This is a genomic window from Klebsiella sp. 2019SCSN059, assembly GCF_021739525.1.
Taxonomy (GTDB): Bacteria; Pseudomonadota; Gammaproteobacteria; order Enterobacterales; family Enterobacteriaceae; genus Klebsiella; species Klebsiella quasipneumoniae.
Map to the genome: position 1 here is coordinate 76,624 of NZ_JAKKOM010000017.1, position 25,142 is coordinate 101,765.

Here is a 25,142-nt window from a genome sequence, read left to right on the forward strand (position 1 = left end):
CCGCTTTCCCGCTGGCCGGGGCAACCCCGGCGCGGTATAGCAGTTATTCGCGACGCAGTCGGCGAGCCAGGCGGGTGCCCAGCGTCTGAATAAGCTGGACAATAACAATCAGCACCAGGGCGGTGGTGAGGGTAGCAAAGGCGTCGAAACGCTGATAGCCGTAGGTGATCGCCAGGTCGCCGATCCCGCCGCCGCCCACCGTTCCCGCCATGGCGGTCGCGCCAAGCAGACCGATGGTCGCGGTGGTAAGGGCCAGAATCAACGACGCCGCCGCCTCCGGCAGCATGAAATGCCAGACGGTCTGCAGAGGGGTAGCGCCCATGGCGTCTGCGGCCTCAAGGATCCCCTCGTCCACCTCCAGCAGCGAGCTCTCCACCAGCCGGGCAATATAGGGGGCGACAAAAACGATCAGCGGCACGATGGCCCCCGCGGTGCCGATAGTCGTGCCCACCAACAGCCTGGTGAAGGGCAGGATCACAATCAGCAAAATGATAAACGGCAGCGAGCGCAGCACGTTAATCAGCGGATTCAGCGCCTGATGCACCACCGGGTTGGCCACGATGCCGCCAGGACGGCAAACCACCAGCACAATTCCCAGCGGGACGCCAAGCAGCGCGCCAAAGCCCAGTGAGATGGCGACCATGATCAGGGTATCATGCAGCGCCAGCAGAAACTGCTCGCCGGTAATGGCGGTATCAATTAGATCAAACATGGATGATTTTCACTCCTGCGTCGGCCAGATGGGTGATGGCGCGTTCGGTTTCGTCAGGCTCGCCGAGGAGTTACACAATCATAAATCCCAGTATCCGGCCCTGAACTTCGGACATGCTGGCAAACAGGATATTCACCTCGACAGCATACTCGCGGATCAGGCGGTTAATGATCGGCTGCCGGGCCGTCGCGCCGATAAATTCGAGGCGTAAAGCCCGGGCGCCGTTGTCGCGTTGCAGGAGCGACGCCACCCGCTGCGGCAGACGATCGTGCACCACCGACTGCACGAAACTGGCGGTGACCGGATGCTGCGGCTGGGCAAAGAGATCGAAAACCGTCCCCTGCTCAACAATGCGCCCGGCCTGCATCACCGCCACCTTGTGACAGATTTTCTGGATCACTGACATTTCATGCGTAATCAGCACAATGGTGATGCCATAGCGGCGATTAATCTCCTGCAGCAGCAATAAGATCTGTACCGTGGTATGGGGGTCGAGCGCCGAGGTGGCTTCATCGCACAGCAGCACCGACGGGTTAGTGGCCAGCGCCCGGGCGATACCGACCCGCTGCTTTTGCCCTCCCGACAGCTCATTCGGGTAACTGTGCATTTTGTCGCTCAGGTCGACAAACGCCAGCAGCTCCGCAACCCGCGCCTGGATAAAGGCCTTGTCGCGTCCCTGCAAAATAAGCGGGATAGCGATGTTATGAAATACCGTTTTCGAATTCAGCAGATTAAAATTCTGAAAGATCATGCCGATATCTTTTTTGATCGCCTGCAGGCGCTGGCCGCTGCAGTCCTGGAGCGACTCACCGTTCAACACCACCTCGCCCTCACCCGGCGTTTCCAGACGATTAATCAGCCGCAATAAGGTGCTTTTCCCTGCGCCGCTGTAGCCAATAATGCCGAAAATATCGCCCCGGTTGATACTGAGATTAATATCCTGCAGGGCCAGAACCGGATGCCCTTTTCTGTTAAAGGTTTTACTGACATGGCGAAATTCTATCATCGCGTTATTCATTTTAAATAATCAGGCAGCAGGTAACCATCATACTGCGGATGGCTGAGAATATATTTTTTGAAATCGGCAGAGTGATAGCCGTCGATGATATCTTTGGCAAACTGCGCCTTCTGATTTTTACCGGCAACGGTCACAACGTTAATAAAATGGCTGGTGGCGGCCTCCAGCTTTAATGCCGAGGTAAGCGCCATGCCGCTGGAGACGGCGAAATTGCCCTGAATCAGGCCATAGTCGACGTCCGGCAGCGCGCGAACCTGCTGGGCATTGTCCATCTCCTTAAGCACGATGTTATAGGGGTTGGCAACGATATTACGCTGCGAAAAGGTGGCGGGATCGCTGTCCGGTTTAATCTTCACCCAGCCGAGGCTTTCCAGCACCAGAACCGCGCGATATTCGTTCGACGGCTGGTTTGGCACCGACACCACCGTGCCGGCTGCCGGGGTGCCCAGGGTCCTCAGCTTGCCGCCGTACAGACCCATCGGCGGCGTGGGTACCTGCACAATGCCGACGTTATCGGTCCCCAGTCGCTCATTGATCGCTTTCAGGTATACCGGATGCTGCATAATATTCGCTTCGATATCGCCGCGAGCTACCGCGTCATTGACCTGAATACCGTCGCTGAAATCTTTATATTCGATTTTATATCCTTTACTCAATAAATAGGGGGCGACCCCTTTTTCAAACTGCTCTTTATACGGCCCGGGGTTAAAGCCGATACGAATAATTTGATCGGCGGTGGCGTAAAAGGAGGTGGCGGATAACAGGGCGAGCGTCACTCCGAACGCAACTGACTTGTTCATAAGGTATTTTCCTGGAAGGTTGGCGATATCGAGCGATTAAATCACAGCCGAAAGCGGGTTGTAAGCCAGAACGCCGGATTTCCTTTTGCTTATTCCACATAAACTTTTGCCATCCCGACATATCCTAAAAACAATAATCCTTTGCATATATTGTTATTTAGCCAGGCGCAATAAATCCCTTAAAGATGGCAGATTATTGATAACGTAAACCGGGAAAATTATGCCTGATTTCGCTGCTTCACCGCTGGTGGACGCCCTGGAAGAGAATCTGTTCAGCCTGCTGGAAAAACTGGCCGCGGAGGTCAACACCGACGCGCTGCCGTTGATCGACCTCTCCAGCGGCAGTCCGGATCAGCCCACGCCGCCGGAAGTGATTGACTCGCTGCAGAGCGCCATTCATCGTCGTGAAAACCATGGCTACCCGTCGTTCTGGGGCAAGCCGCAGGTCCGCGAAGCGATCGCCCATTTTTATCGCCGCCAGTATGATGTGGAACTCGATCCGCACAGCGAAGTCGCGGTATTTCAGGGCTCGCATATCGGTATTGGCGGCATCCCGCGGGCGCTGCTCCGTCCCGGACAATACCTCATCTCCACCGATCCCTGCTATCCCATTTACCGCTCAGCGGCGCTGCAGTCCCAGGCGGCGTTTTATGGCCTGCCGCTCAGGGCTGAGAACCACTTCCTGCCGGATTTTAACGACCTCCCCCGGGAGGTGGCTGACCAGGCCGGGCTGGTGGTGCTTAACTATCCGCATAACCCCACCGGCGCCCTCGCCACGCCGGCGCTGTTCGCCAGCGCCCTGCAGTTTGCCCGCCGTCACCAGGTGCCGATCCTGCACGATTTTGCCTATGCGGCCATCGGCAGCGCGGCCAGCGATGCGCCGCTGAGCCTTTTCTCTCAGCCCGGCGCGAAAGCGTGGGGAGTGGAGACCTACACCTTCTCCAAGACCTTTAATATGGCCGGCTGGCGCTTCGGCTTCGCGGTCGGCAACGCCTCGATTATCCGGGCGTTTAAAAAACTGCACACCCACAGCTACAGCACGGTGTTTGGCGCCATTCAGGATGCAGCGATCGCCGCGCTCAGCCTGCCGGCAGAACGGATTGCGCAGCTGACGGCGGTGTATCATCAGCGCCGGGAGTGGGTTCTGCGTCGACTGGCCGCACTGCGCTGGCCGGTTCGTGCCGCACAAGGTACCTTCTTCCTCTGGCTGAGCGTGCCGCCCGGGTACCGTTCACAGGAGTTTGCCCGCCTGCTGCTGCAGGAGGCGCATATTCTGGTGGCGCCAGGCACTGGTTTTGGCGATGGGGGTGAAGGGTTTATTCGCATCAGTCTGACGGCTGGGGACGACGCGCTGAGCAAGGCGCTGGACCGTCTCGCCCGGCTGGCGCTGTTTTAGCGCCCGCCTCGCGGAGTCGTTACATCTTCAGGTAGCCCGCCATGCGTTGAATACGCGCGGCGGAATAGTCATAGCAGGCGCTGGCGGGTTTACCCAGTACGCGATATTTGGCGCCATTGTAAAAGGCGGTCTTATTCTCCTCTTCCAGAAAGCGCCGGGAGACGGTGTCGCTGAAAATACGGTCGCCATCCGACTGCGGCTGATAGCGGCTGGATTTGACGCTCTCCCACGCCACGCCGATCGGCTTATGGTCATAGCCGGTCATACAGAACAGCCGGTTGGAGGCCAGCAGATCGGCCTCGATGGTTTTAAATTCCGCCGCCGTAGCGGCACAGGTCATGCTTAACAGGCAGGCCGAAGCCCATCGGTAAATTGTCATTATTCAGGCGATCCCTGAGAGTTTCCTCCATTCTAAGCGGCTGAAAATTCTGGACGTTCACTTTCACCTATCGTTGCCAGCAAAAACTGCAAAATAATTTACACTCAGAATCCTCGTGCGTTGTCTTAACGACCTGCAGGCCTTCCCTGCGCAGGTCATCCGCCGGGCCAAATACCGAGACGCCGGCGGGAAGGATATAGTCGTCTTTAAAGATTAAACGCCCAGCGGGTCCCGCTGGTCAGCGCCCGCTCGAAGGCGGGACGGCCGGGGCCCGCCAGCCAGCCTGCGAAGGTGTGCAACTGCGGGTGCAGCTGGCGCAGGGCGTCGAGGTCGGCGTGACCCGCCAGCCGCCCGTCGTCCACCAGCCCGGTCAGCTTGTGCAGAAAAGGGCTGGCGGCCAGCACCTCGTCGGAAAATCGCGAATAGGGGATCGGCCGTCCCGCCGCCGCGGAGAATAACGCCTCCAGCTGATGACCGGTCACGCTGTCGCTGGCGATCTCGAACGTCTTGCCGGCAAACCGCGCCGGCGCGGCAAAAATCGCCGCGACAAGCTGGCCGATATCCTCCACCGCCAGCACCTGCATCCTCCCCTCCGGCAGCATAAAAAAGTGAAAATGACCTTCATCAAGGCCAAAACCGGGCATCACCAGCAGCTCCATAAAGGTGGCGGGCCGCACGATGGTCGCCGCCAGCGGCAGGCGGCGGATATGCCGCTCAATCGCCGCTTTGGTGTCATAATGCGCTACGCCGGTCGGCGTCTCCCCCGCCGCGCTGCCGGAGCTGTACACCAGATGCTTCACCCCGCACTCGACGGCAAGGTCGGCGATGGTTATCCCGTAGCGCACCTCCTGCTCATCGGTTACCGTCCCGCCCGGCGAGCTGGGCTGCACGCTGAAGACGCCGTCGACCCCGGCTATCGCCGCCCGCATTGCCGCCCGGTCTTCAAAGGCGCCCACGACCAGCTCGGCTCCCCGCGCCGCCAGCGCGACAGCCCCGGCGGAGAAAGGATCCCTGACCAGCGCCCGCACTCGCCAGCCGCGGTGCAGCAGCGCCCGCGCCACCGAGCCGCCCTGCTGGCCGGTGGCGCCAAAAACCAATACGCTCTGGGCATTATTCATCACCGTTCCCCCTCGTCAGCAGATCGTTCTCCGGCGTCTCGCCAGCGATACTCCCCTGGCCTGTCCTCCTCCAGCCAACCGCAGGAGGGTCCGGCGAAATGCCCGGTGAACCATTGGGCATGATGGCTTGCGCACCACGCCATCATCTCGCGTCGCGAGCGTTCCGCCTGCCGGGGATCGCCGCAGAACGCCGAGCTCCAGTGCGGATGGGTAAACTGGCGCGGGGAATGAAGAAGATCGCCTGAGAAACAGGCGTAGTCATCGCCAGAGGAGAGGATCAGCGCGGCATGGTCCGGACTGTGGCCGGGGGTAGGGATAAAGGCGATCCGTCCGCCGACCAGCGGCCTGGCCGCCACATCCACGGTCTCCAGCTGGCCAGCCTCGATCACCGGCAGCAGGCTGTCGAGCCACAGCGCCCGGTAGCGTTCGCTGTTCTTCACCCGCGTGAGCTCTTTTGCCGAACACAGGTAGCGCGCGTTGGGAAACAGCGGCGCCCAGCGATCGTCCCGCCAGACGGTATTCCATCCGACATGGTCGGTATGCAGGTGGGTCAGTAACACCAGGGTCACCTCCTCCGGGTTCACTCCCGCGGCGCGGAGATTCTCCAGATAGGGCGTATTAAGTTGATGATAGAGCGGATTGCCGCCGCGCTCCCGACCATTGCCGGTGGCGGTATCGATAACGATCAGATCGTGGGGAGTCTGTACCACCCAGCTGTGGATTGACAGCGCGATTGGCTGATTATCGGCGTCCGCCTCCGTTACAGGGAACGCCGCGGGATAGAGCGCCGCCGGCTGCAGGCTAATCTCGCGCTCCGGCACTTTGAATATCAGGCTGTCGCCTGTCTGGTAAGTTTGCATCACTCCCTCCGCGCGCATTGCGCTGGTTGATTTACCGGGGTGATATTCACTATGCTGCCGGGATAACCCACATTCAAATTGATTATCATAATGAAGAAAATCATTGAAAATGATTTTAGTCGTATCGATCTGAATTTGTTGACGGTCTTGATGGTGCTGTACCGCGAAGCCAGCGTTACCCGCACCGCAGAGGCGCTGCATCTTGGCCAACCGGCCATCAGCGGGGCGCTGAAACGGCTGCGCGAGATGTTTGACGATCCGCTGTTCGTGCGCAGCGCCAGAGGCATGCTGCCGACCCCGCGGGCGCAAGCGCTGATGACCGAGCTGCAGCCGCTGATGGAGCATCTGCATTCGGCAATGTTTGGCGCCGGGGAGTTTTCCCCCGCCAGCGCGCAGCAGCTTTTCCGCGTCGGCCTCAGCGACTGGAGCGAACACTGGCTGATGCCCCAGCTGTTACCCGGACTGATGCAGGAGGCGCCCGGGGTGTCGCTCCAGACACTCGCCGCCGACCCCTTCCAGGTACGCCAGCTGCTGGAGGCGGATCGCATTGATGTCGCGGTGTCCCTCAACAAGCAGAGCCGCGGGGAGATCGTCAGCGAACCGGTGATGAGCATGGGGGTGACCACCCTGTGGTCGCCGCAGCAGATCCCCTGCCGCGGGCCGTTGTCGGTGGGCGATTTCGTCGCCTGGGAACATGTGATGGTGGCCTATCGCGAAACCGGCCACGGGGAAATAGACCGCCAGCTCGCCAGTCAGGGACTCGCGCGGCGCGTGCGCTTCGCCACGCAGAATTTCTCCACCTTTCCCCTCCTGCTGACCACCCTGCCGCTCTTCGCCACCGTCCCCCAGGGGCTGGCGCAACGCTGGCAGGCGCAGTATGCGCTGCGCGCGGACGCCCCGCCGGTGGCCTACCCGGAATTTACGCTGTGTATACTGCGCCACAAACGCCGGGCGCGGGATCCGGCGCTGAACTGGCTGATAGCGAGGATAAAACAGGCCATGCGCGGACCATAGCGGTAGCGAATACCACCGTCATCAGGCCTCGCTGAGCGGGGGTTGCAGAACGCGCCTGCTCCAGTCGTAAAACGCGCGCACCGCCGGCGGCAGATAGCGGTTTTGCGGATAGACCAGCGACAGGGGAAGATCAGACGCGGCCTGCTCCAGACAGGCGACCAGCGCGCCGCTCTGCAGCCAGGGTTGCGCCAGATAGCTGGCGACGCGGATCAGGCCCAGCCCCTGAACGCCGGCCTGGATATAGGCATCGGTATCGTCGACCACCAGCGTCTCCTGCATGCGGATCGCGCAGTCGCCGTCATCGAGGGAGAAAAGCCAGTCGATGGTCCGCCCGGTACGGTGGTTCAGGTATCCCACCGCCCGGTGCTGGTGCAGATCGTCAATGCTCTGCGGCCGGCCGTGGGCCGCTATCCAGGCCGGCGAGGCGAGGACCATCCAGCGGTAGCGGGCCAGAGGGCGCGCCACCAGGGTGGTGGAATCTTCGATTTGCCCGGTACGGATTACGCAGTCGAATCCCTCCTGGATGATATCTTCCACATTGTCGCTTGAGCAGAGGATCAGCTCCAGGTCGGGATACTGCTGCAGAAACTCGCCGATCCTCGGCAAAATGCAGTGCCGGGCGAGAGATTGCGGCATCCCCACCTTGAACCGCCCGGCGGGCTGCGCCGAGCGGCCGGGAAAGGAGGCTTCCATCGCCGTCATTTCGGCCAGCAGCCGTTTACACTCCTCGTAATACCGACGCCCCTCCGCCGTCACGCTGAGCTTACGGGTGGTGCGCTGAAGAAGCTGCGCCCCAAGCCAGGCTTCCAGCTCCTTCACTACCCGAGACACCGTTGAGCGCGGCTGCCCCAGCGCCTCCGCCGCCCGGGCGAAGCTGTGGGCATCCACAACCGCAACATACAACTGCATGGCATCCAGTCTGTCCATTTGGTGCTCTCCCGGTAGTTATTATCCCATTATGACGAACAGTCTAACCCGAAATCCTGTTCTTATCGAATGATGCCCTCCCCCCTACACTGAGCTTGTAGCCAGTGAATACAAGGCTTAACTGAGCAAGGAGTTAAAATGAAAACTGATGATATTAATCTTGAGGAAAAAGTATTAGTTCTGGGAGCGGGACAACTGGGGGCCGCCGTACTGGATGCGCTGGTGCCAGCGGTGATCCAGCGCCAGGGCGCGGTCTCGGTGATCGTCTCGCCGGCGGCCTGGGATGAAACCGGCCAGCTGCGTTCGGCAAGCCACCGGGCGCTGGCCGACGCCGGGGCCGCCTTTCTCGCTGTCGACATCGCCGGTAGTTCACTGGAGACCCTGACCGGGGCGTTTCGCGGGTACAGCACCGTGATTAACTGCATGGGCTTTGTCGCCGGTCCGGGGACGCAGCTGAAAATTACCCGCGCGGTGCTGGCCGCCGGAGTGCCTCGCTATTTTCCCTGGCAGTTTGGCGTCAATTACGATGTGGTCGGCAAAGGCAGCGGCCAGCCGGTCTGGGACGAGCAGTATGATGTCCGGACCCTGCTGCGCGCGCAGCAGGCCACGGAGTGGGTCATTGTCTCCACCGGCATGTTTACCAGCTTTCTCTTCGAGCCAGACTTCGATGTGGTGAATTTATCCACCCGAACCCTTCACGCCCTTGGCAGCTGGGACACCCAGGTGACCGTCACCTCGCCGGCGGATATTGGCCGCCTGACCACCGCGATTTATCTGCATCAGCCGCGGATCGTCAACGAGGTGACGTTTGTTGCCGGCGAAACGACCTCTTACCGGCAGCTGGCGGACACCGTGGAGCGCGTGACGCAGCAGACGTTCAGCAAAGCCGTTCACACCCTGCCCGCCCTGCTGGACCAGCTGCGGACAGACCCGGATAACGCCATGCTGCGCTATCGCGCCGCCTTCGCCCGGGGGGATGGCGTGTGGTGGCCGATGGGCGACACCTGGAATACCCGCCACCATCTGCCGACCCAGGACATTGCCGGCTGGCTGCAGGCCGCGCGCTGATTTTCTCTCACAGGACAGAATGACGATGAACAAGCTGATTCCACTGATCGTATTGAGTTGCCTGCTGCCGCTGGCGGTCAACGCCAGGACCCTCACCGCCACCGGCGATACCCTGGACCACGCGGAAAGCAAAATTCGCCAGCAGGCCGCCCGCGAGGGCGCAACCGCCTATCGGATCATTGAGGCGCGAATGGGTAATAAAGTGCACATCACGGCGACACTCGACCACTGAACCACCGCTATCCGGCTCAGGGAGGAGCCGCCGCCAGCCCGCGCGCCAGATCAGGCGCTCATTCTTTCCCGTCGACGGTCGCGGCCCGGCGGCGCGCCGTACAGGCGAGCGTATTCCCGGGTGAACTGCGACACGCTGATATAGCCCACTTCGCCGGCCGCCTGCGCAATGCTCATCCCTTCCGCCAGCATCAGGCGGCGGGCGTGGATCAGGCGCAACTGCTTCTGAAACTGCAGCGGCGACAAGGTGGTCATGGCGCGGAAATGACGGTGAAAGACCGAAACGCTCATCCCGGCGGCGTCGGCCAGCGCGTCGACGCTGACTGGCTGCATAAAATCCCGGCGCAGCACCGCCACCGCCCGGCGGATCCGCGCCGAATGGCCGTCTGCGACGCCCAGCGCCCGGATGGCCGCCCCGTGAACACTCTGCAACAGCCAGTAATGCAGCTCCCGCCGCAGCCCTTCGCCTAACACCGCCAGCGCCCCCGGTTGATCAAACAGTCTTGCCAGCCGATAAGCGGCGTCCGTCACGTCGGCATTCATCGGTTCGATACCGACGCGGGGCGCCTCATCTCCCCCTGACGGCCCCACCTCCTGCAGCTCGCGCAGGATAGCCAGATCCAGTTCCAGCACCAGCGCGTAATAGGGAAAACGCTGGCTGGCCTCGGTGATCTGGCTGGTGGTGGGGACATCCGCGGCGATCACCATCGCCTCCCCCGGACCATAGTCGAAACTTGCCAGGCCGGTGGTCACGCTTTTGCGCCCCTGCAGCAGCATGGCCACCAGCGGCCTGGCGATGGCCGCCTGCAGATCGCCGGGGTGCAGGGCCCGCACCAGAGTGATGCCGGGAACCGGGGTAACCGCCACCCCGCTGCTATCGACATGAGCATCGGCATACCGGCGGCAGAGAGCGAAGAGTTCGTCGCGCATAAGATCCTTTCAGGCAAGTTTTAAAGCCTCAGTATGCGCTATTTCCCACCAGAAGAGAGGGTATTGAGAGGAATGGGCAAAAAATAACAAGGATTGGGCAACCCGGTCTGGTAGGCACCCCCTATTGTAAGGACTCCACACACCAGAGAGGATCGAACATGACTAAGATTGCACTTATCACCGGCGCTAACCGCGGCCTTGGCCGTCAGACCGCACTGGATATCGCCCGCCAGGGTGGGGACGTCATCGTCACCTGCCGCGGCAATATTGAACAGGCGGAAGCGGTGGTGGCCGACATTCACGCCCTCGGCCGCAAGGCCATCGCCCTGCCGCTGGATATGGCGCTGACCGCCAGCTTTCCGGCCTTCGCCGATAGCCTGCGCGCTGCGCTGGGCAGCGTCTGGGGACGGGACACCTTCGACCATCTGATCAATAACGCGGGACACGGCGAATTTGCCCCGCTGGCCGAAACGCGCGAGGCGCAGTTCGACGGGCTGTTTAACGTCCACGTTAAGGGGGTGTTTTTCCTCGTTCAAACCCTGCTGCCGCTGCTGGCTGACGGCGGACGGATCGTTAACTTCTCCTCCGGACTGACCCGCGTCTCTTATCCTGGCTTCTCCGCCTACGCCGCGGCCAAAGCGGCTGTGGAGATGCTGAGCGTATACATGGCCCGCGAGCTGGGCGGGCGCGGCATCACCGTCAATACCGTCGCCCCCGGCGCTATCGCCACCGACTTTGGCGGCGGACTGGTGCGGGACGACGCGGGGGTTAACGCGCAGTTTGCCGCGATGACGGCGCTGGGACGGGTGGGCGTTCCCGAGGATATTGGGCCGATGATCGCCAGCCTGCTGCGTGACGATAACCGCTGGGTGACCGCCCAGCGGATCGAGGTATCGGGCGGACAGACCATCTGACCAGTCAGGCCAGGCTGTCGATCGCCATAAAAAAGCGGTCTTCGGTGAGAATCTGTCGCGCCTCCGGGGACTGGCGCGACTGACGGATCAACCAGCCGCCGTCCGGGGCCAGGCTCAGATAAAACACCTCCCGGGAGCCCGCCCCGCCAGGTGTCTCAAGGCTCAGGGTCACGACCCCCTTTTCCACGCCATCCCACAGCTGCTGCGGCACGATATTGACGCTGCGCTCGCCGTTTTGCAGGCGGAGAGTGGGGATATCGTAGCGGCAGATGCCGCTATTGAGGCTGTAGCCAAGGGTGCTCAGATCGTGGAGGTGGCGGGTCGAAACCACCACCTCGATGCCCGTTCCGTCAAACCACTGATTCACCTGCCCGGCGAGTGCCACCATCTGCTGGCGAAACATGGCGATATCCGCGGCGGCAGCCCCATCGAAGGTGGTTGTCCGCGGCGGATTTTGCTGGTGCTGCAGTTTCTTAAAAAAACGCTCCCTCGCTGTCACGTTATCTCCCTGTGCTGTGATGAAACCGGTGAGGCTGGATGAGGATGGTTACCGCCAGTTCGCTGGTTAACGAAGATTACGGGCCAATCGCCACGATGGACCCGCCGCAGAAATTTGTTTTCGACGTTACTTCGCCGCTTCAGGCCTGAGCCTTAGCTGGTTAGTTTCGGCGGTAAAAATACGTGGCTTGTCAGGATCCAATTCCTCACGCGCCAGCACCTGCTTCCAGGTATTTCTTTCTGTATCCGGATGGCGGAACAGGCCGACAACCGCCACGAACTTCGCCTGCGTTTCCAGCGGCATATTGAGACTGGCGTCCCCTCCGGGGTTGATCACTACGTCGCGACTGGCGAGGAGATCGGCGGCGAGCAGAATATCCCCCTCCTCCAGCAGCTGCTGGTAAACCAGCCGGTCAAAGGTCCGGCGATCTTTAAGCTGATAGATGCGCACCATCACCGGTTCGGAGAGCGAGTGATTCTCTCTGGCATCAGTGTTGAGCGCTTCGCGCGCCGTAAAATCCAGATGCAGCGTATTAATTTGCTTATAAAAAACGGCGTTGAAGGCGGATTTTGTTCCCTCCGAGACGCGCTGGGTGAGCCCGCATCCGCTCAGGCAAAGCGCTAGCAGGGACAGCAGGCAGGCGGTTTTAATCAAACTTATACGTAACACGTCGGTTTCCTTGCGATGAGGTGGCAGGCTGCAGGCCGGTATAGATGCCCAGTTCGGTGGTAAATGTCTGTGGGATATCATCCTGACTCTCACCCTCTCCAGCGCCCAGCACGCCGTTCATACCGAGCCAGAACGGTCCGTCTCCCAGCGGCGGGACAGCCAGCAGTCGGGTCGGCGCGGTCAGGGTGATTCTGGCCCGGAATCGCCAGCCCAGATACACCCGCAGCAGGATGAGAAAGTCCCGAAACAGCGGGCCATCAGGCTTCCAGCCCTGCGCCTCCTCGGGATTATCGGTGATAAGGGCGACGAGGAGCTGGCTACTGCTGTCCATCGCTTCGTCACCCAGCGGGGTATTGCCGTCCAGTAAGAAGTCGTCATCGCCGTAAAAGCCCAGCGGCTGGCTGACCGCCACCGGACGCAGGCAGTAAGGGCTCACCCTGACGGTGGTCTTCGGGGCCAGCAGCGTGACCAGCGCCTGGATCCCCTGCTGAGTTTTGCCCGGCTGACGCAGCACGCCAGTCAGCGCCAGAAAGCGCGACGCTGGCGAGGCGATATGCCGCGTCGTGCCGGGGATGCCCAGCCCCGCCAGACCCAGCAGCGACTGTGACAGGCGGTCGGTACCGCCAGGCTCAAAGGTGGCGGGCCAGCAGTATTTCCGCCAGAGGCGGTAATACTGCGTGATAATCCGGTGACTGAAGATATCCAGCACCCCCTGCAGCGCTTCATGCCCTTCCCTGCGCTGGGCGATATCATCGAGCCAGGCCGTCGGGAGCGGCGAATCGACACCGTACAAGCCCATAAAGGTGGTGCGAATGACCGGCGGCCCGCTGTCATTGGCCTCATCGTATTCCACGGTTCTGAGTTCGCTGGCGGGGAATCCCATCCCCGGGTGCGGATAAAAACGTACCGGATCGTCAGCCGGATGGCTGGTCGCCCCCATCAGCGGTTTATCGGGGTGCAGTCGTTCCAGAAGCTGACAAAAACGGTAAAAATTGATCCGCGGCAGGTCGGCATCCAGACGCGGCATCAGCCGGGAATGCGTCGGCTGTGCTTCTCTTCCCATTCCAGTCGTTCTCCGGTTGGTTGCAGAATGATAATCAGGCGGTTGAACAAGTAGATATCGGTGTAGAGCGCAAAGAAGCGGCTGAGCATCTCGCCAAACAGGCATATATCGCCTCGTCCGGCAAAGCCGTGGCTGTCGAGGGTGACTTCAATCTGCACGCCGCGCACCAGATGGCCCTGTGCAAAGCGCTCTGTTGCGCGGTGCTTCACGTCGAGGATGGCTTCCAGACGCCGACGATTCATCTCGCTGTCGGTCCATTCATACAGCGCCAGGGTGCCGCGCAGGACTTCAGCGTTGTCCATCAGGGAAAGAAAACTGCTGCCCAAATGGCTCAGCACCCGCCAGTGAAAACGATCCTGGGCAGGGGGATAGCACGGGAGCGTCGGCGCGCAGAGGTTACGAACCGCGACGCTGGCCGAGGTGGTTTTCATCACCGTATCGAGCACGGTGCTCTGCAGCGCACGACGCGGAAGCTGGCCGTTGGTTCCGGTGAGGGTGAGCGACAGGCTTTCATCTTCCGGTACGGTATGATTGTCAAAGGCTTCCCCGCCGACGATAAGCCAGGTGTTATGCAACCCGGAGGGGCCACGGCGCACCCGGGTATGATAGTAATAATCAGGCGCGTCATGACGCATCATGCCGCCTTTGTGACGAAATCTTGAGAACGGCGCGTAAGCCTGTTGGCTCGAGGAGATCACGGAATCGACGGTGTAAATTTCAGTGTGGCCGTCCTGCACGCGCAGTGGGCGCAGCAGGTATTCTGTCTGCAGGGAATTGATGGTCAGCGGATCGGACTCCAGCGGGAACAGGTTGATCGCCGGTACGCAGTGCAGGCGCAGCTGCTTTTCGCTGAAGCGGAAGTCATGTTCCCAGCGTTCCGCCAGCACGACGTCGATCTCAAACCACGCCATCCCGGCCGGGAAAGCCACCGTCTCCAGCCCGCGCAGGTCGATGAACATGAACTTTTCGCGGAAGGTAAAATACTCCAGCAGCAGCTGGTAGCCGCGAAAACTGCGGCTATCTTCGGGCCAGAGGCCGTCATCCTCGCCAAATCCCAGCGCGCTGAAATACCCGTCCAGCGGCTTTCTGTCCTCCTCACCGGGTACGCGCAGCCACATCCTGGCCACCTTGAGGGTAAAGGCCTCGTGCATGGCGCAGGCCAGCGGCGCATCGGCGTTGCAGTAGAGCGGGATATGGCTGAGATCGATCCGGCGCCAGTCCGTCAGGCTGCTGCAGTTAAAGCGCAGCGTGATCACCGACCGGCCATCCGTATCGGTGGTCAGCTGAGCGCGCTCCAGGGACAACGGCTGCAGAGCGATCGCTTTGGTGGTGGTGTACCGACAGCGCGTGCCCTTTTCACCGATCGGCCGGGAAAGCACTTCAAAGCCTTTGGCCATCGTCATCGGCTCTTTCATTTCCTGCCAGTCGGGGGTGAATTCCACGACCGACAGGGAAGGAATGGTACGTAAATAATGTGGCCACAGCAGACTGACCACGCCTTCGGTGAGTTCGGGCAGATCGTCATCGAGCTTCTGGCGCATGCGGCCCATCAGGAAGGCAAAACCTTCAAACAGACGCTCGACAAAGGGGTCGCTGGCGCCCGCTTTGTCAAGATTGAGCATTGCCGCCTGCTCAGGATGAGCGCGGGCAAACTCTTCACCCGCTTCCAGCAGGTAGCGCATTTCAGCGTCGTAATAACGCAGGGTTAAATCGTCCATAAGTCACCAGAAGAAGTAATAGCTTTCAGATATGCAGAAGACAGCAGATGCAAGTAATGAGGTGCGGTTGACGCGTCAATTATGCGCACAGCACCGCAGCGCGAGCGGGATCCAGAGCGATAAGCCCGGCAAGCAAAGACTCCATCTCTGGCTGCAAGCGATTTTTTTCTGCCTCACTGCGCCCGGCCTTGCCTCTTAGCAGCCGGAGTCGGCGGGCTTTGATCTCAAAGATAAGCTCCGGCGTCCATTGTTCGAGCGTCATCTCCCGGGCACGGCTGTCGAGTTCCGCCAGCAGATGCAGCGCTATTTCATTTTTTCCGTACTGCTCGCTGACCCGCGCCATCAATAAGCGCATCAGCCACCGATTGCGGCTGGTGGTATAGCCCGGTTGCGCCTGTAACCAGTTCAGCGCCGACTCAATACCTTCATCGTCCGCGCGGGCGAGCACTTCTGACTCCAGCGACAGCACCTCATCAGTGCTGGTCGCCGCCATCACCGGCTCACCTTGCCATCCGGCCATCTCATCCAGAACATGTTCGTTAAGCCAGTTGAGCGTCACTTCATCGGCGAATGGCGTACCATCGTTAAACGCCAGGGTTTCCAGCCCCGGTAGACGAGCCAGTAGCCCTTTCATATCCCGGCACAGGATATCGGCCCGTACAGTGTCAGCATCCAGTTTCAGCAGCGCCTGCCAGGCGTACCACTGCACGTCCAGCCACAGATGATTGACGCCTTGCCCCAACAGCGTGTCCGTATGCTCCAGCAGTTCTGACCAGCTTTTCTGTAAATACAACCGCTTAAGATGGGATTTACTCTCCGGCTTTGGAGGCAATAGCCGGGTCCGGCCGGAGGCATCCAGCGGCGGTAATTCCGTTAAAGTATCCCAACGCACACTCTTCATCAGATGATGACCTGCCAGCCATCCGCCGGGACACTCACGCAGATATTTCGCCAGCACTTTAACCTGGTCGAGCAAATCACGTCCTGACGTGACGGTATGCATTACCGGTGCGGTGTCTGCATGTTGGGGCAGCAGATCGTGTTCTTCGCGGCTGGTCTGCGGCACCAGGCTGCGGGCGCCGCCGCTTTGCACCAGTCGGTTCTCCAGGAGCTGATATAGCCCGGAAAGATCGGGGCGAGAGGCCTCAGCCAATACGGCAAAAGAGGCTTCCGTCAGCAATAACGCCCCGATAATGACCTGCATAGTGGTCATGTCGACTTCCGGATAAAGAGACAGACTGTCCGACATCCGGCGACTGCCGAGCCATTCCAGCGCCGATTTGCAGCTACGTTCACGTTGGGGATGGAGCATATCCCCAAACCGCTCAAGCATTGCCGCAAGCAGCGTAACGCCCTCGGCCAGACCGGTTTCGCCATCCTGCTGCAGACGCGCCCACACGTAAAAGGTGATCACGCGCAGATCCTTGCAGGTATGAGTCAGCAGTTTTTCTGCCAGCTGGCAAATCAGTTCGGTATCAACGCCGGAGATCTTATTGACCTCCTCGCGGATACGCTGAAAATCATCGTCATAGCCCGGATCGCTGCCGGTGGGCTGGCTATCACTGATTGGCGCAAGCCATGACTGCCAGTTTTCCTGGCGTGACCGGGCCTGCTGGCGCAGTACGCTTTCATCCAACTGACTGGCGGCAACCAGATTTTGTAAAATACTCATTTTTCCATCTCATCCATGTCACTATTCCCTACCCCCGCCGTCAGGGCCTGTGCGCTCTCAGCCGCATCGACAGTGAAAATCTGATCCGGCAGGGTCAATCCGCGCAGCGCCAGAAGCACCAGCGGGCCGCTCCCAAGCTGGGAGCGCAGTACCCACTGCAGGGTGCGGCCATCCGGAGCGGTGAAGCTCATCATCCACTGGCTGCGTTCGAGCTGCTGGCGTTTACCCTGCTCCAGCCAGCGAATAAAACCCCAGGTTCCGCTGTAGTCACCAAACAGACGCGTGCCCGCATTGACGGTGGTCCAGGTCAGCAGAGCGCCGGGTTTATACGTTTCCCCCGGCCAGCGGAAAGTCTGCCAGTCGGCCATCTGATTGAAATAGCGCAGCTTTTGGCCGTCTATCGTCAGCTGTGTCTCCACGACCTGTGCAACAGGCCTGGCCTGCAATTCGAAGCTGATGCCCTGGCTGCCATCGGTGAAAAGAATGTCGGACAGCTGGCTTAGCTGGTTGATGGCGCGCAGGAAGGCCGGATTAAAGACCAGGCCGTGGCTGTTGACCTTATCCGGCACCCACTGACTGCCTTCTTTATGCAGGACACCGTTCAGCTCCGTCGTAAGAAAACGTTCGATTCGCCCGCTGTCTTTGCGCACAAACTCAGCCAGCATCGGCAGAGAGGCGTCGCTTTTGCTGGCGGCAAACGGAAAGCGGCCGTCAAAGGCAGTGTGCCAGTTGGCGACTACCGATCGGCGCCATTTATCATTCAGACTGGCCGCCGACGGCAGAAGCACGGTTTCCCAGGCCTGAGTCAGCGGCTGCACAAACAGAGTGTTACCGAAGCCACTCCACTCTTCGCCAAGGCTTGCCGAAATCAGACTGCCATATTGTTGCGTGTCGGTCAGGTCGACGCTTTTCCCCTGGAAGACGGTCTGCGCCAGGGTCTGCATCATCTCCTGCGGATCGGAGGCATTCGCAACCTGCTGCAGACGCAGGCGCACGCGGGTGATACGGGTCAGATAGGTTTGCAGGCTCAGGGTGCTGTCGGCCGACATGACGTTGCTGCCCGTGTTTTTCCCCATTAGCTGGAGCAGTGGGCCGAACGTGTCATCCAGAGGCCCCTGCGGCCCGGCTGCCGACTGGTCGATGACCGGCTTGTCTTTTCCGCCCACCAGATCTTTGGCCGATTTAATAAGGCTGTCCGACAGCCCCTCCCTTTGTTGCCCCGCCTGCCCCTGCCAGGCAAGGGTATTCATCAGGGCAATCAGCGGCGACTGGCGGACATCGCTTATCAGCGTGAGCTGGTCGGTAACATCAGCAATGGTGGTCGCCGGATTAAGTCGCAGACTGTTGAGAAAATTCAGCCAGCTGCCGGCGAAATCGGTGAAGTAGCGTCGGGTCAGACGCGCTTTCAGCGCCTCCGGCGACAGGTCTGTCGACACCGTTTTGCGCGAATCGCTCAGCACCCAGTCGATTTCCTCCCGGCGCGAGCAGGCTGCCTTATCAATGGCCTGCTGAATGCCGCCTTCCCATGCATGGCGGGTAAACATCCCCGGGACCACTTCATCGGTGGTAAACAGGCGGCGCGCATCGGTGCCACTGGTCATGTCTTCCAGCGATACATCGGCAAAATTACGACGCACGGATTTGAGCATTTTCTCATATAAGGTGCTTTCGGCATTGCGGCGACCTATCTGCTGCAACAGAACCTGACGGCTCTGACTGACACGTTGTGCATCCGGGATGATCTTCCACTCTGGGCGCCCGGGCAGCAGGGAGAGATAAAAGGCCCACAGATCCGGCGCCAGACTTTGCCACAGTCCGGTCGAGATCCCCTTTCGCATTGGCTGGACCGTTTTCATGGTCTGCGCGAAAAAGGCGCCATCGGCTTTATCCGGACGAGCCATCATCAGCCAGGCTTTCAGCTGGTCATAGCCCGGTTTCGCCAGCCGGGCTCGCTGGTCGCTATTGGGTGCGGAGTTGACCAGCGCGCTGAGCGCCTGCCGCAGCGCGGCATTGGCCGGGTCACGTATCAGGCGGTTGTTTACCACGCCGTACCAGGGCAGGACGGCGTCTAATAGTTGCTGATGATGGTCCAGACCAAAGCGCCGATACCAGGGCGCTCCCTTCTGCCCATCGTGCACGAGACGGCCGGCCTCATTGCGCAGGGCATGGAGGGCCGTCAGTTGATAGTCAGAAACAGAGGGGTGGGTCACCAGGTCACGGGCTTTTCCCGCTACCGAAACAATCTGGCTGTAATTAAGGGTAAAGGAGAGCAGCAGTCCCGCCGCCCACAGGCCGAGGATAGCCATCAAACCGCACGCCAGGCCCCGCTCCCACGCCATTCCCACGTGATGCCCGCGTAAACGGCGGCAGTCATCGACGATTCCCTGCCAGGTGGCGGGCAGCGTCAGGAGATGAGGCTGGCCCGCAGGCGAGGCATCAGCCTCCTGATAAGGATCTGCGCTACGAGGCGCCGGCAGGCTAAACATCAGGCCACGCAGCGCAAACCGCTGTCGCGAGGCGGTCAGCCATGGCGCCAGCTGCCAGCGCCATTGCGCGATCCCCCCGTCGAGAAGCTGCTGCCCCAGACGCAGCAGGAAGTCGTGGCGGGTCTCCTCCGCGATCTGGCGCATCCCCTGCTCCCGTAGCATAGGCAGCATCTGCGCAAGCTGACGGGCGACATCGTCCTCGGTAGCGCGTAACGGGAAGCTAACCCCTACCGCCTGCACCGCGCGGTCAGCCTGCGACCACTCACTGCCGCACAGTTTCCACAGCCAGACCGGGGCGGCATAGCCCAGCAGTTCGCTAATTTTTTCCAGCCCGCGCAGGTCGTTTTCGCTTATCTGCGGCGCCAGGGTGAGAGACGATGGCATCACCCGCACAATCCCGTCCAGAGGACGGCCGCGGCGCAGCTTGCGCAGCGCGGCGTATTTTTCTCGGTCAGGCTCCGATGCAAGGCTGCCGCCGTAAATCAGTACGGTGCGGTTGCCTTCAAGCCAGTGCTGCCGTTGTAGGCCGGGAACCAGTTGTTCGATTGCCGACTCATCGCCGGTGACTAAAAGCAGGCGGACTTTGCGGTGCCAAAAGAAACTATAGCGGTGCTGAAGATATTTTTTTAATTCATTGTTGTTCTCTGCCGTCACATAATATATCTCGTTGACATAGTTCTCATCATCAGGGGTAAATGGTGTTTCAATATGCCTCTCAGATAAGACGAACTGAGCTGTTATGCAGGAAATGCAAGATATTCCTATAATCGCGACTATCTTTAACCAAGTGGAATATCCCTCAATATCAGCAGGGGTTTTATTTATCTGAGAAATTAATAAAACAATCAGGAGCAAGATAACCAAAATCAGGAGACCGAAACCTACCAATCGTATATTTTTTCTCATTCCAACCTTTCCTTTTTGGGCTGTCTGACAGCCTTAACAAAACGAGGATACAGCAGTTTTGAAATTACATTGCGCGTAAGAATGGCTATAAAAGAAAAAGATACTACAAGAAGAAATGAAAATATCATCATGCCAGACCATGAAAATGCAATCGAGGGTGAGCAATTTGCTATCAAACCGAAAATACTAACGCTAAACAACAACGCCATCATAACTGTTCCAGCAGGAAATGGGGATAAATAAAATTCTCTTAATTGGGGAGAAATCACCGGACAACTCTTTCCTATTGTCACAGCCCAACCCTCATTCTCATTTTCGCACAAAAGTAAATGAGTTGCCGGGCCATAACGTGTCATTTCGCAAGCTGACGCAATCATCAGCCATCCAGCAAGCCTTTTATAAACACCAAATTCCTTGTCAAAATCAATTACCCCCCCAGCTCCGATATTATCAACCAGTGGTAATGGTAGTGTATTTAAAACTCTACCCAATTCTTGTTGGGCCGTAATGTTTAATCCACTATGCCAGACTAAATATCTTTGATCTGATGGTTGTTGCCCCATATCATGCCACTCAATTAATTCATTCTCCATGGCATTACCACGAAGGGGCATTGCATGGAAAATTTTGGGGATAAAATTATATTCACCTTGCTTAACTAAAGATGATGGTTTAAGCAGTAAAATGCTTGCAAACTCTGGTAATGACTCATTAGGCTGCCGATAATGCATCGCCAGCACCAGAATGTTGCCGCATGTAGTAGATACACACTGGTTCCAGTCTTTAAAGGCGAACTCTTTCGGGAGCACCAATGTATAAGGTAAACCAGAGAGTTTTTCGCTATCCCAGAGTCGTCGGAATGCCCGCTGTTCCGCTTCTTTTTCGCTAGAAGAGGTAAGTAATATCACCGTTAAATTACCCGAATGCTTATCAAGAAGCCTCTGTGGGATACTGACAAACAGTAATCGACATAGTTGTTCAAAACGCGAAATACCCGGCGTTAGTGGCTCGCCAGGAAGCAGTGTCAGCGGCGGTTCTTCATCAATGCCTTCCGACGATACACCAGCGATTTTAGGGAGCAATTGAGAGTTGGCTGGTATTATACAATGGAAGCTTACAAAGTGGTGCTTGTGTGCTCTTCTGAACCACAGAAGATTCGTATTATGTCTCCAGGAATTCCAGCGCCATACAGCAAAAGCTTGAACCTCCCACCAGAACGTGTAGAAGGTAACTACAGTAAAACATCCGATAGTAGTTTGTAGTATCATTGGCAGCCAATAACCGCTACTAAAAGAAAGAAATCTGTTTTCCGGAGAGTCCAATACTGCAATAATTAGCGACAGAACAAAACCTAATAAAACAATCAAGAGGCATAACCAAGGCGACCACTGTTGGGCGCTGTTTTTCTTTTGAATAACCGGTAGAGACCATCCCATTATCCGATCTCCATATCCTGTAAACTGGCAATAACCACAGCTCCGCACTGTGTTTTACAATGGTGGATAACAACTCCACGGCCGTTTTCTTCATAGGCAGAAAAATCACACTCAATGATGTTATTTGTACCGTGATACGGGCAGGATACAGTATCGTTCAGGAGGGCAACATTTTTTCCCGATATCTCAAAACTGGACGAGGCTGAAGTTACTATACCACCATGTGAAGTAGCATCCCCTATAACAACGATATATTTACCCACTTGCCATTCCTTTGGTTAAAATTAAGACCTTAAATATTTATTTTGATATTCATCATGTTTATTAAACTGAATGGCTTATTAACACTTGTTTATGCCTTATTGACAGACCTGTACATGGGTAATTTATATTTCTCCTTATTAAATTTATCAGTAATAGTTTCACGACTAATTATATCAGGCTCAGGCACATTGTCAGGTATTCCGCTGAAGAGATAAGGATCCTCACCTTGTGTCCAATCCGCTTTTCGCCGTAAATCAGCCATAAATTCTTTATCCCAGGTTGCATCGCAATATCCTATTGGCAAATCATATGCCACCACCTGAGACATGAAATCAGCACGCATTGGAAGAGTACTATGATCCGTAGGCTGAGAAACATAAGTTCTTATGCGAAGATCCTTTTCTTCAAATGTCTCCTTACGGTTCACAGGTACCAATCGGGGCTCAGATTCAGTACCCACATTTTTAAATCCAGTCACAATGTCCTGATTAGGATATAGGTTGATATAGTTGTCATAGGTATTGTCGTTTTTTCGTTTTTTATCCAGATTAAATTCCCCCCAACCATCTATCTGTCTGTCATCGTGTTCAGCTCCAACGCGTGATGCATCAAAACCAGCTAATTTTGCAGCATCTATAGGTTCAGGTACCTTTTCGGCATTAATAAAAACCGTTTGCCCTTCTGGAGGATCCGGATAGGTGAAGCTGCTGCTTTGATACTTGTCGCCTTTATCATCCCAGAACGGTTTACCATCCGGCAATTTTGCAAAAGGTGTTGCGGGATTTGGGGCTTCGCCACATGGGGTACTGCGAGCCAGCATTCGCTGAAATAAATGGCCTTGATGCTTTTTCAGCAGAGGATGAGGCTGTCCCTGAGAATTGTTGGGTAATCCCTGCCAGCCAATTGAGCGTAGCGGGCGTGACCCCATAACACGGTCATGAGGACAAAAGTAAATATAGGTGCGGCCGTGGTTATCTCGTTCGGCAAGACTGCTGCCACTTTCACTGGCAAGAGTGACATCAGGTCGCCAATTCTTTTTATCCGCTGTCTGGCCTACGCAAAGTCCTTCATATCCAAGTGATGACAGGTGATTTTTTCTGGAAGCCACCTTATCAACAATGGCAGATAAGGTGCTTTGTCTCCCTTCAGGAGAGATGCATTCCTCTGCTGGAAGCGAAGCGCCATTAAGATCGTTATGATCCAGTGCATAGGGTGAGTTAAGTACAAATAATGCATCAGGTGCATTCTTCGCTAACGCTACCGCTGCCATTGCAACCATGGTTCCCTGGCTGTGAGAAATAATGGTTACTGTATCTTTGGGATATTTATTACGAATACTGTCAACCAAGTCTGCAAGGCGTTTTGCTGCATGGGCATAGTATTTTCGCGGTGGGGCATTGGTTAACAGGCGATCTTTGTCTTCATTAAACCACTGGACTTTGATACCTGCGACTCTCTCTTTAAACCCTTTTTCACTCCATAAAGAGTGCAGATTATTTGTGCCGTTCTGGAATGGCCCGCCGCCCCAGAAAAATGGGCTCTGCGCCATAATATTTTCCTGAGGTAGGCCTTGTCTTTTTAACTGATGGTAATCAACGCCTTTTCTATTGGCTAGCGGTATAACATATTTATCTTCATTACCTTTAGGTGAAGCATACCCCCAGTAAAAGCGAATGACTGGAGATTTATTTTTATCAACTTCAGGTAAATCTCGGGATACCAGAGGTTCAGAATCTATTTTCTCGTCAAAAAGATATTTGTTGGCCACCAATTCATAATCTGTCTCGTTTAATCCAAGCCTCTTATTTAGCCCTTCGCAAAGTTTCTCCTCCGCAATTGAAAACCATTCTCCTGTCGAGTTAACACCATGTACAAGGATAATAATACCAGGCAAATGTGGAGGTAAATCACACCCGCCTCTGATTTGGCAATTTTTATGAGAGGGGAATGAACGCCAGGAAGGATGCCCATTATCATCAAATTTACATTCAAGTTCCCGGACAGGTTCAGGGTTAGTGTTCATTTTTCTCTACCTTCTTTTTTCCACTTGATTCAAGTGTATACGTGATGGTTTTAGCTTCAATACTTTTATCACACAGATATTTAGCATCAATACTTTTCGTGGAAAGTTTCGGGAACTCAACCCTGTGACTATAAACCTCATCCTCAATCCTGATTCGAATATCTGATAATTCATTTGCCATTAAATTACTTTCCTCATGATTTTTCGGAGGTGTTAATGTTCTGATATAGTCGAATATACGAAACTTTGGCCCATACTCGTCTGCATAGGGCATTTTTTTTCTTATCAGTTCTTCTTTTACTAACTCATGAACTTTTTTCTGCCAGTCATCATAAATACTGATTAAATTGCCGTCTGAAAATCTTAATTTATTTACTGTTCGAAGATCGCGAAGACCTATAGGGTGAGAATATACATTCTCTATTTGAGACTCATCCCTTAAGTAAACCCCATCATTAGCTACTACTACCTTAAGCTTATTGAAACGCTCAGGGGTGCTGTATTCTTCAGCTACAATTTTATATATAAATGTTTTCCCATAGTCGGCTGAAAAGAAGAAAAATACAGGACAACCTGTTGTGGAATTACCGCCACCACAATATTGTCTGGTAGATGCGCCGGGAAATGCCAGATAACCATTATCCGCCCCATTTATAATAGAGCCTCTATAAGCTGCTAAGTTATTCCCCCGGCGATATGCGAAATCATAAAAATCGTCATCCCATCCCAGCTGGGTTTTTATTCCCCGCAGAGAGTCATTGTAATAAACCTGTCCACCCTCATCACAGGATATATAGTTTTCCAGGGTCAGGTATCGATTTTTATCTATGCGATAAATAATTTGAGCCGGTGCATCTGTTTCAACTTTTCGTGACTCTTCTAGCTTTTGAGAACCGCTCATTCCTCCCAGCCCCACCCCAAAGCTTGCCCCCATACTGGCTCCTGCCAGGAACTGTAACCCTTTATAAATGGCATACAGGAGTACACCAATAATGGCTATAATTGTGAGGACTTTCTTGTCTGACTGATTCCATCTCAT

Annotated in this window: 22 protein-coding genes and 1 pseudogene; 5 read left to right on the forward strand and 18 right to left on the reverse strand. The window is 56.8% G+C overall.

Going from position 1 to position 25,142, the window contains the following annotated elements; translation table 11 throughout:
- Positions 1-43: 43 nt before the first annotated feature.
- The 3 genes and pseudogenes from L2I46_RS17745 to L2I46_RS17755 all read right to left on the reverse strand — a co-directional run bounded on the left by L2I46_RS17745 (position 44) and on the right by L2I46_RS17755 (position 2,530).
- The gene (locus L2I46_RS17745; RefSeq protein WP_044522560.1) at positions 44-712 is read right to left on the reverse strand and encodes a methionine ABC transporter permease; all 669 of its coding nucleotides are present in this window, start codon (positions 710-712) and stop codon (positions 44-46) included.
- Positions 705-1,718 (reverse strand): annotated as a pseudogene (locus tag L2I46_RS17750) (methionine ABC transporter ATP-binding protein). The gene L2I46_RS17745 and the pseudogene L2I46_RS17750 overlap by 8 nt, the downstream one beginning before the upstream one ends.
- Before the next feature lie 8 nt (positions 1,719-1,726).
- Positions 1,727-2,530 carry a MetQ/NlpA family ABC transporter substrate-binding protein gene (locus tag L2I46_RS17755; protein ID WP_105491385.1) on the reverse strand — a complete coding sequence of 268 codons (804 nt, stop codon included), beginning with the start codon at positions 2,528-2,530 and terminating at the stop codon, positions 1,727-1,729.
- 220 nt (positions 2,531-2,750) lie between these two features.
- Between L2I46_RS17755 and L2I46_RS17760 the strand changes: the two genes are divergently transcribed.
- A complete protein-coding gene (locus L2I46_RS17760) occupies positions 2,751-3,926 on the forward strand; it encodes an aminotransferase class I/II-fold pyridoxal phosphate-dependent enzyme (RefSeq protein WP_065805951.1) in 1,176 nt (391 codons plus the stop codon).
- Positions 3,927-3,945: 19 nt separating this feature from the next.
- Here the strand turns inward: L2I46_RS17760 and L2I46_RS17765 are convergent, their stop codons facing one another.
- The 3 genes from L2I46_RS17765 to L2I46_RS17775 form a co-directional block, all read right to left on the reverse strand.
- Positions 3,946-4,305 carry a hypothetical protein gene (locus tag L2I46_RS17765; RefSeq protein WP_048334946.1) on the reverse strand — a complete coding sequence of 120 codons (360 nt, stop codon included), beginning with the start codon at positions 4,303-4,305 and terminating at the stop codon, positions 3,946-3,948.
- 206 nt (positions 4,306-4,511) lie between these two features.
- Positions 4,512-5,423, reverse strand: a complete 912-nt coding sequence (locus L2I46_RS17770) for an NmrA/HSCARG family protein (protein WP_236948094.1) — start codon at positions 5,421-5,423, stop codon at positions 4,512-4,514.
- Positions 5,423-6,286, reverse strand: a complete 864-nt coding sequence (locus tag L2I46_RS17775; protein ID WP_072413104.1) for an MBL fold metallo-hydrolase — start codon at positions 6,284-6,286, stop codon at positions 5,423-5,425. Before L2I46_RS17775 ends, L2I46_RS17770 begins: the two co-directional genes overlap by 1 nt.
- Positions 6,287-6,373: 87 nt before the next feature.
- Between L2I46_RS17775 and L2I46_RS17780 the strand changes: the two genes are divergently transcribed.
- Complete coding sequence (locus L2I46_RS17780; RefSeq protein WP_065805948.1) at positions 6,374-7,297, forward strand: LysR family transcriptional regulator; 924 nt, start codon at positions 6,374-6,376, stop codon at positions 7,295-7,297.
- Between the two features lie 21 nt (positions 7,298-7,318).
- Here the strand turns inward: L2I46_RS17780 and L2I46_RS17785 are convergent, their stop codons facing one another.
- A complete protein-coding gene (locus tag L2I46_RS17785) occupies positions 7,319-8,224 on the reverse strand; it encodes a LysR family transcriptional regulator (protein ID WP_072420316.1) in 906 nt (301 codons plus the stop codon).
- A 138-nt stretch (positions 8,225-8,362) separates the two neighbouring features.
- On the opposite strand from L2I46_RS17785, the gene L2I46_RS17790 reads away from it, so the two are divergent.
- Positions 8,363-9,292, forward strand: coding sequence for an aromatic alcohol reductase (locus L2I46_RS17790; protein ID WP_236948095.1), 930 nt, complete (start codon positions 8,363-8,365; stop codon positions 9,290-9,292).
- Between the two features lie 25 nt (positions 9,293-9,317).
- Entirely contained in the window at positions 9,318-9,524 is a 207-nt protein-coding gene (locus tag L2I46_RS17795) for a DUF1471 domain-containing protein (protein WP_085550778.1), read from the forward strand.
- A gap of 50 nt (positions 9,525-9,574) precedes the next feature.
- On the opposite strand, the gene L2I46_RS17800 is transcribed toward L2I46_RS17795, so the two are convergent.
- Positions 9,575-10,453, reverse strand: coding sequence for an AraC family transcriptional regulator (locus tag L2I46_RS17800; RefSeq protein WP_032452601.1), 879 nt, complete (start codon positions 10,451-10,453; stop codon positions 9,575-9,577).
- A gap of 158 nt (positions 10,454-10,611) precedes the next feature.
- Here L2I46_RS17800 and L2I46_RS17805 point away from each other — a divergent pair, with 158 nt between their 5' ends.
- Complete coding sequence (locus L2I46_RS17805) at positions 10,612-11,367, forward strand: SDR family NAD(P)-dependent oxidoreductase (protein ID WP_192242384.1); 756 nt, start codon at positions 10,612-10,614, stop codon at positions 11,365-11,367.
- Positions 11,368-11,371: 4 nt separating this feature from the next.
- Here the strand turns inward: L2I46_RS17805 and L2I46_RS17810 are convergent, their stop codons facing one another.
- The 10 genes from L2I46_RS17810 to L2I46_RS17855 form a co-directional block, all read right to left on the reverse strand.
- Positions 11,372-11,866 carry a hypothetical protein gene (locus L2I46_RS17810; protein WP_236948096.1) on the reverse strand — a complete coding sequence of 165 codons (495 nt, stop codon included), beginning with the start codon at positions 11,864-11,866 and terminating at the stop codon, positions 11,372-11,374.
- Between the two features lie 126 nt (positions 11,867-11,992).
- Positions 11,993-12,535: a type VI secretion system lipoprotein TssJ gene (gene tssJ, locus L2I46_RS17815; RefSeq protein ID WP_085550776.1), complete on the reverse strand. Its 543-nt coding sequence runs from the start codon at positions 12,533-12,535 to the stop codon at positions 11,993-11,995.
- Complete coding sequence (tssG, locus tag L2I46_RS17820; RefSeq protein WP_236948097.1) at positions 12,513-13,598, reverse strand: type VI secretion system baseplate subunit TssG; 1,086 nt, start codon at positions 13,596-13,598, stop codon at positions 12,513-12,515. Before tssG ends, tssJ begins: the two co-directional genes overlap by 23 nt.
- Positions 13,562-15,316 carry a type VI secretion system baseplate subunit TssF gene (tssF, locus tag L2I46_RS17825; protein WP_236948098.1) on the reverse strand — a complete coding sequence of 585 codons (1,755 nt, stop codon included), beginning with the start codon at positions 15,314-15,316 and terminating at the stop codon, positions 13,562-13,564. Before tssF ends, tssG begins: the two co-directional genes overlap by 37 nt.
- Before the next feature lie 79 nt (positions 15,317-15,395).
- A complete protein-coding gene (gene tssA / locus L2I46_RS17830) occupies positions 15,396-16,988 on the reverse strand; it encodes a type VI secretion system protein TssA (protein ID WP_236948099.1) in 1,593 nt (530 codons plus the stop codon).
- Positions 16,985-20,380: an ImcF-related family protein gene (locus L2I46_RS17835; protein WP_236948100.1), complete on the reverse strand. Its 3,396-nt coding sequence runs from the start codon at positions 20,378-20,380 to the stop codon at positions 16,985-16,987. Before L2I46_RS17835 ends, tssA begins: the two co-directional genes overlap by 4 nt.
- On the reverse strand, positions 20,377-21,816 hold the full coding sequence (locus L2I46_RS17840) for a hypothetical protein (RefSeq protein ID WP_236948101.1): 1,440 nt from the start codon (positions 21,814-21,816) through the stop codon (positions 20,377-20,379). Before L2I46_RS17840 ends, L2I46_RS17835 begins: the two co-directional genes overlap by 4 nt.
- Entirely contained in the window at positions 21,816-22,079 is a 264-nt protein-coding gene (locus L2I46_RS17845; RefSeq protein WP_044522532.1) for a PAAR domain-containing protein, read from the reverse strand. The genes L2I46_RS17840 and L2I46_RS17845 overlap by 1 nt, the downstream gene beginning before the upstream one ends.
- Before the next feature lie 89 nt (positions 22,080-22,168).
- The gene (locus L2I46_RS17850; protein WP_236948102.1) at positions 22,169-24,103 is read right to left on the reverse strand and encodes a DUF3274 domain-containing protein; all 1,935 of its coding nucleotides are present in this window, start codon (positions 24,101-24,103) and stop codon (positions 22,169-22,171) included.
- Entirely contained in the window at positions 24,093-25,142 is a 1,050-nt protein-coding gene (locus L2I46_RS17855) for a T6SS immunity protein Tli3 family protein (RefSeq protein ID WP_117132347.1), read from the reverse strand. Before L2I46_RS17855 ends, L2I46_RS17850 begins: the two co-directional genes overlap by 11 nt.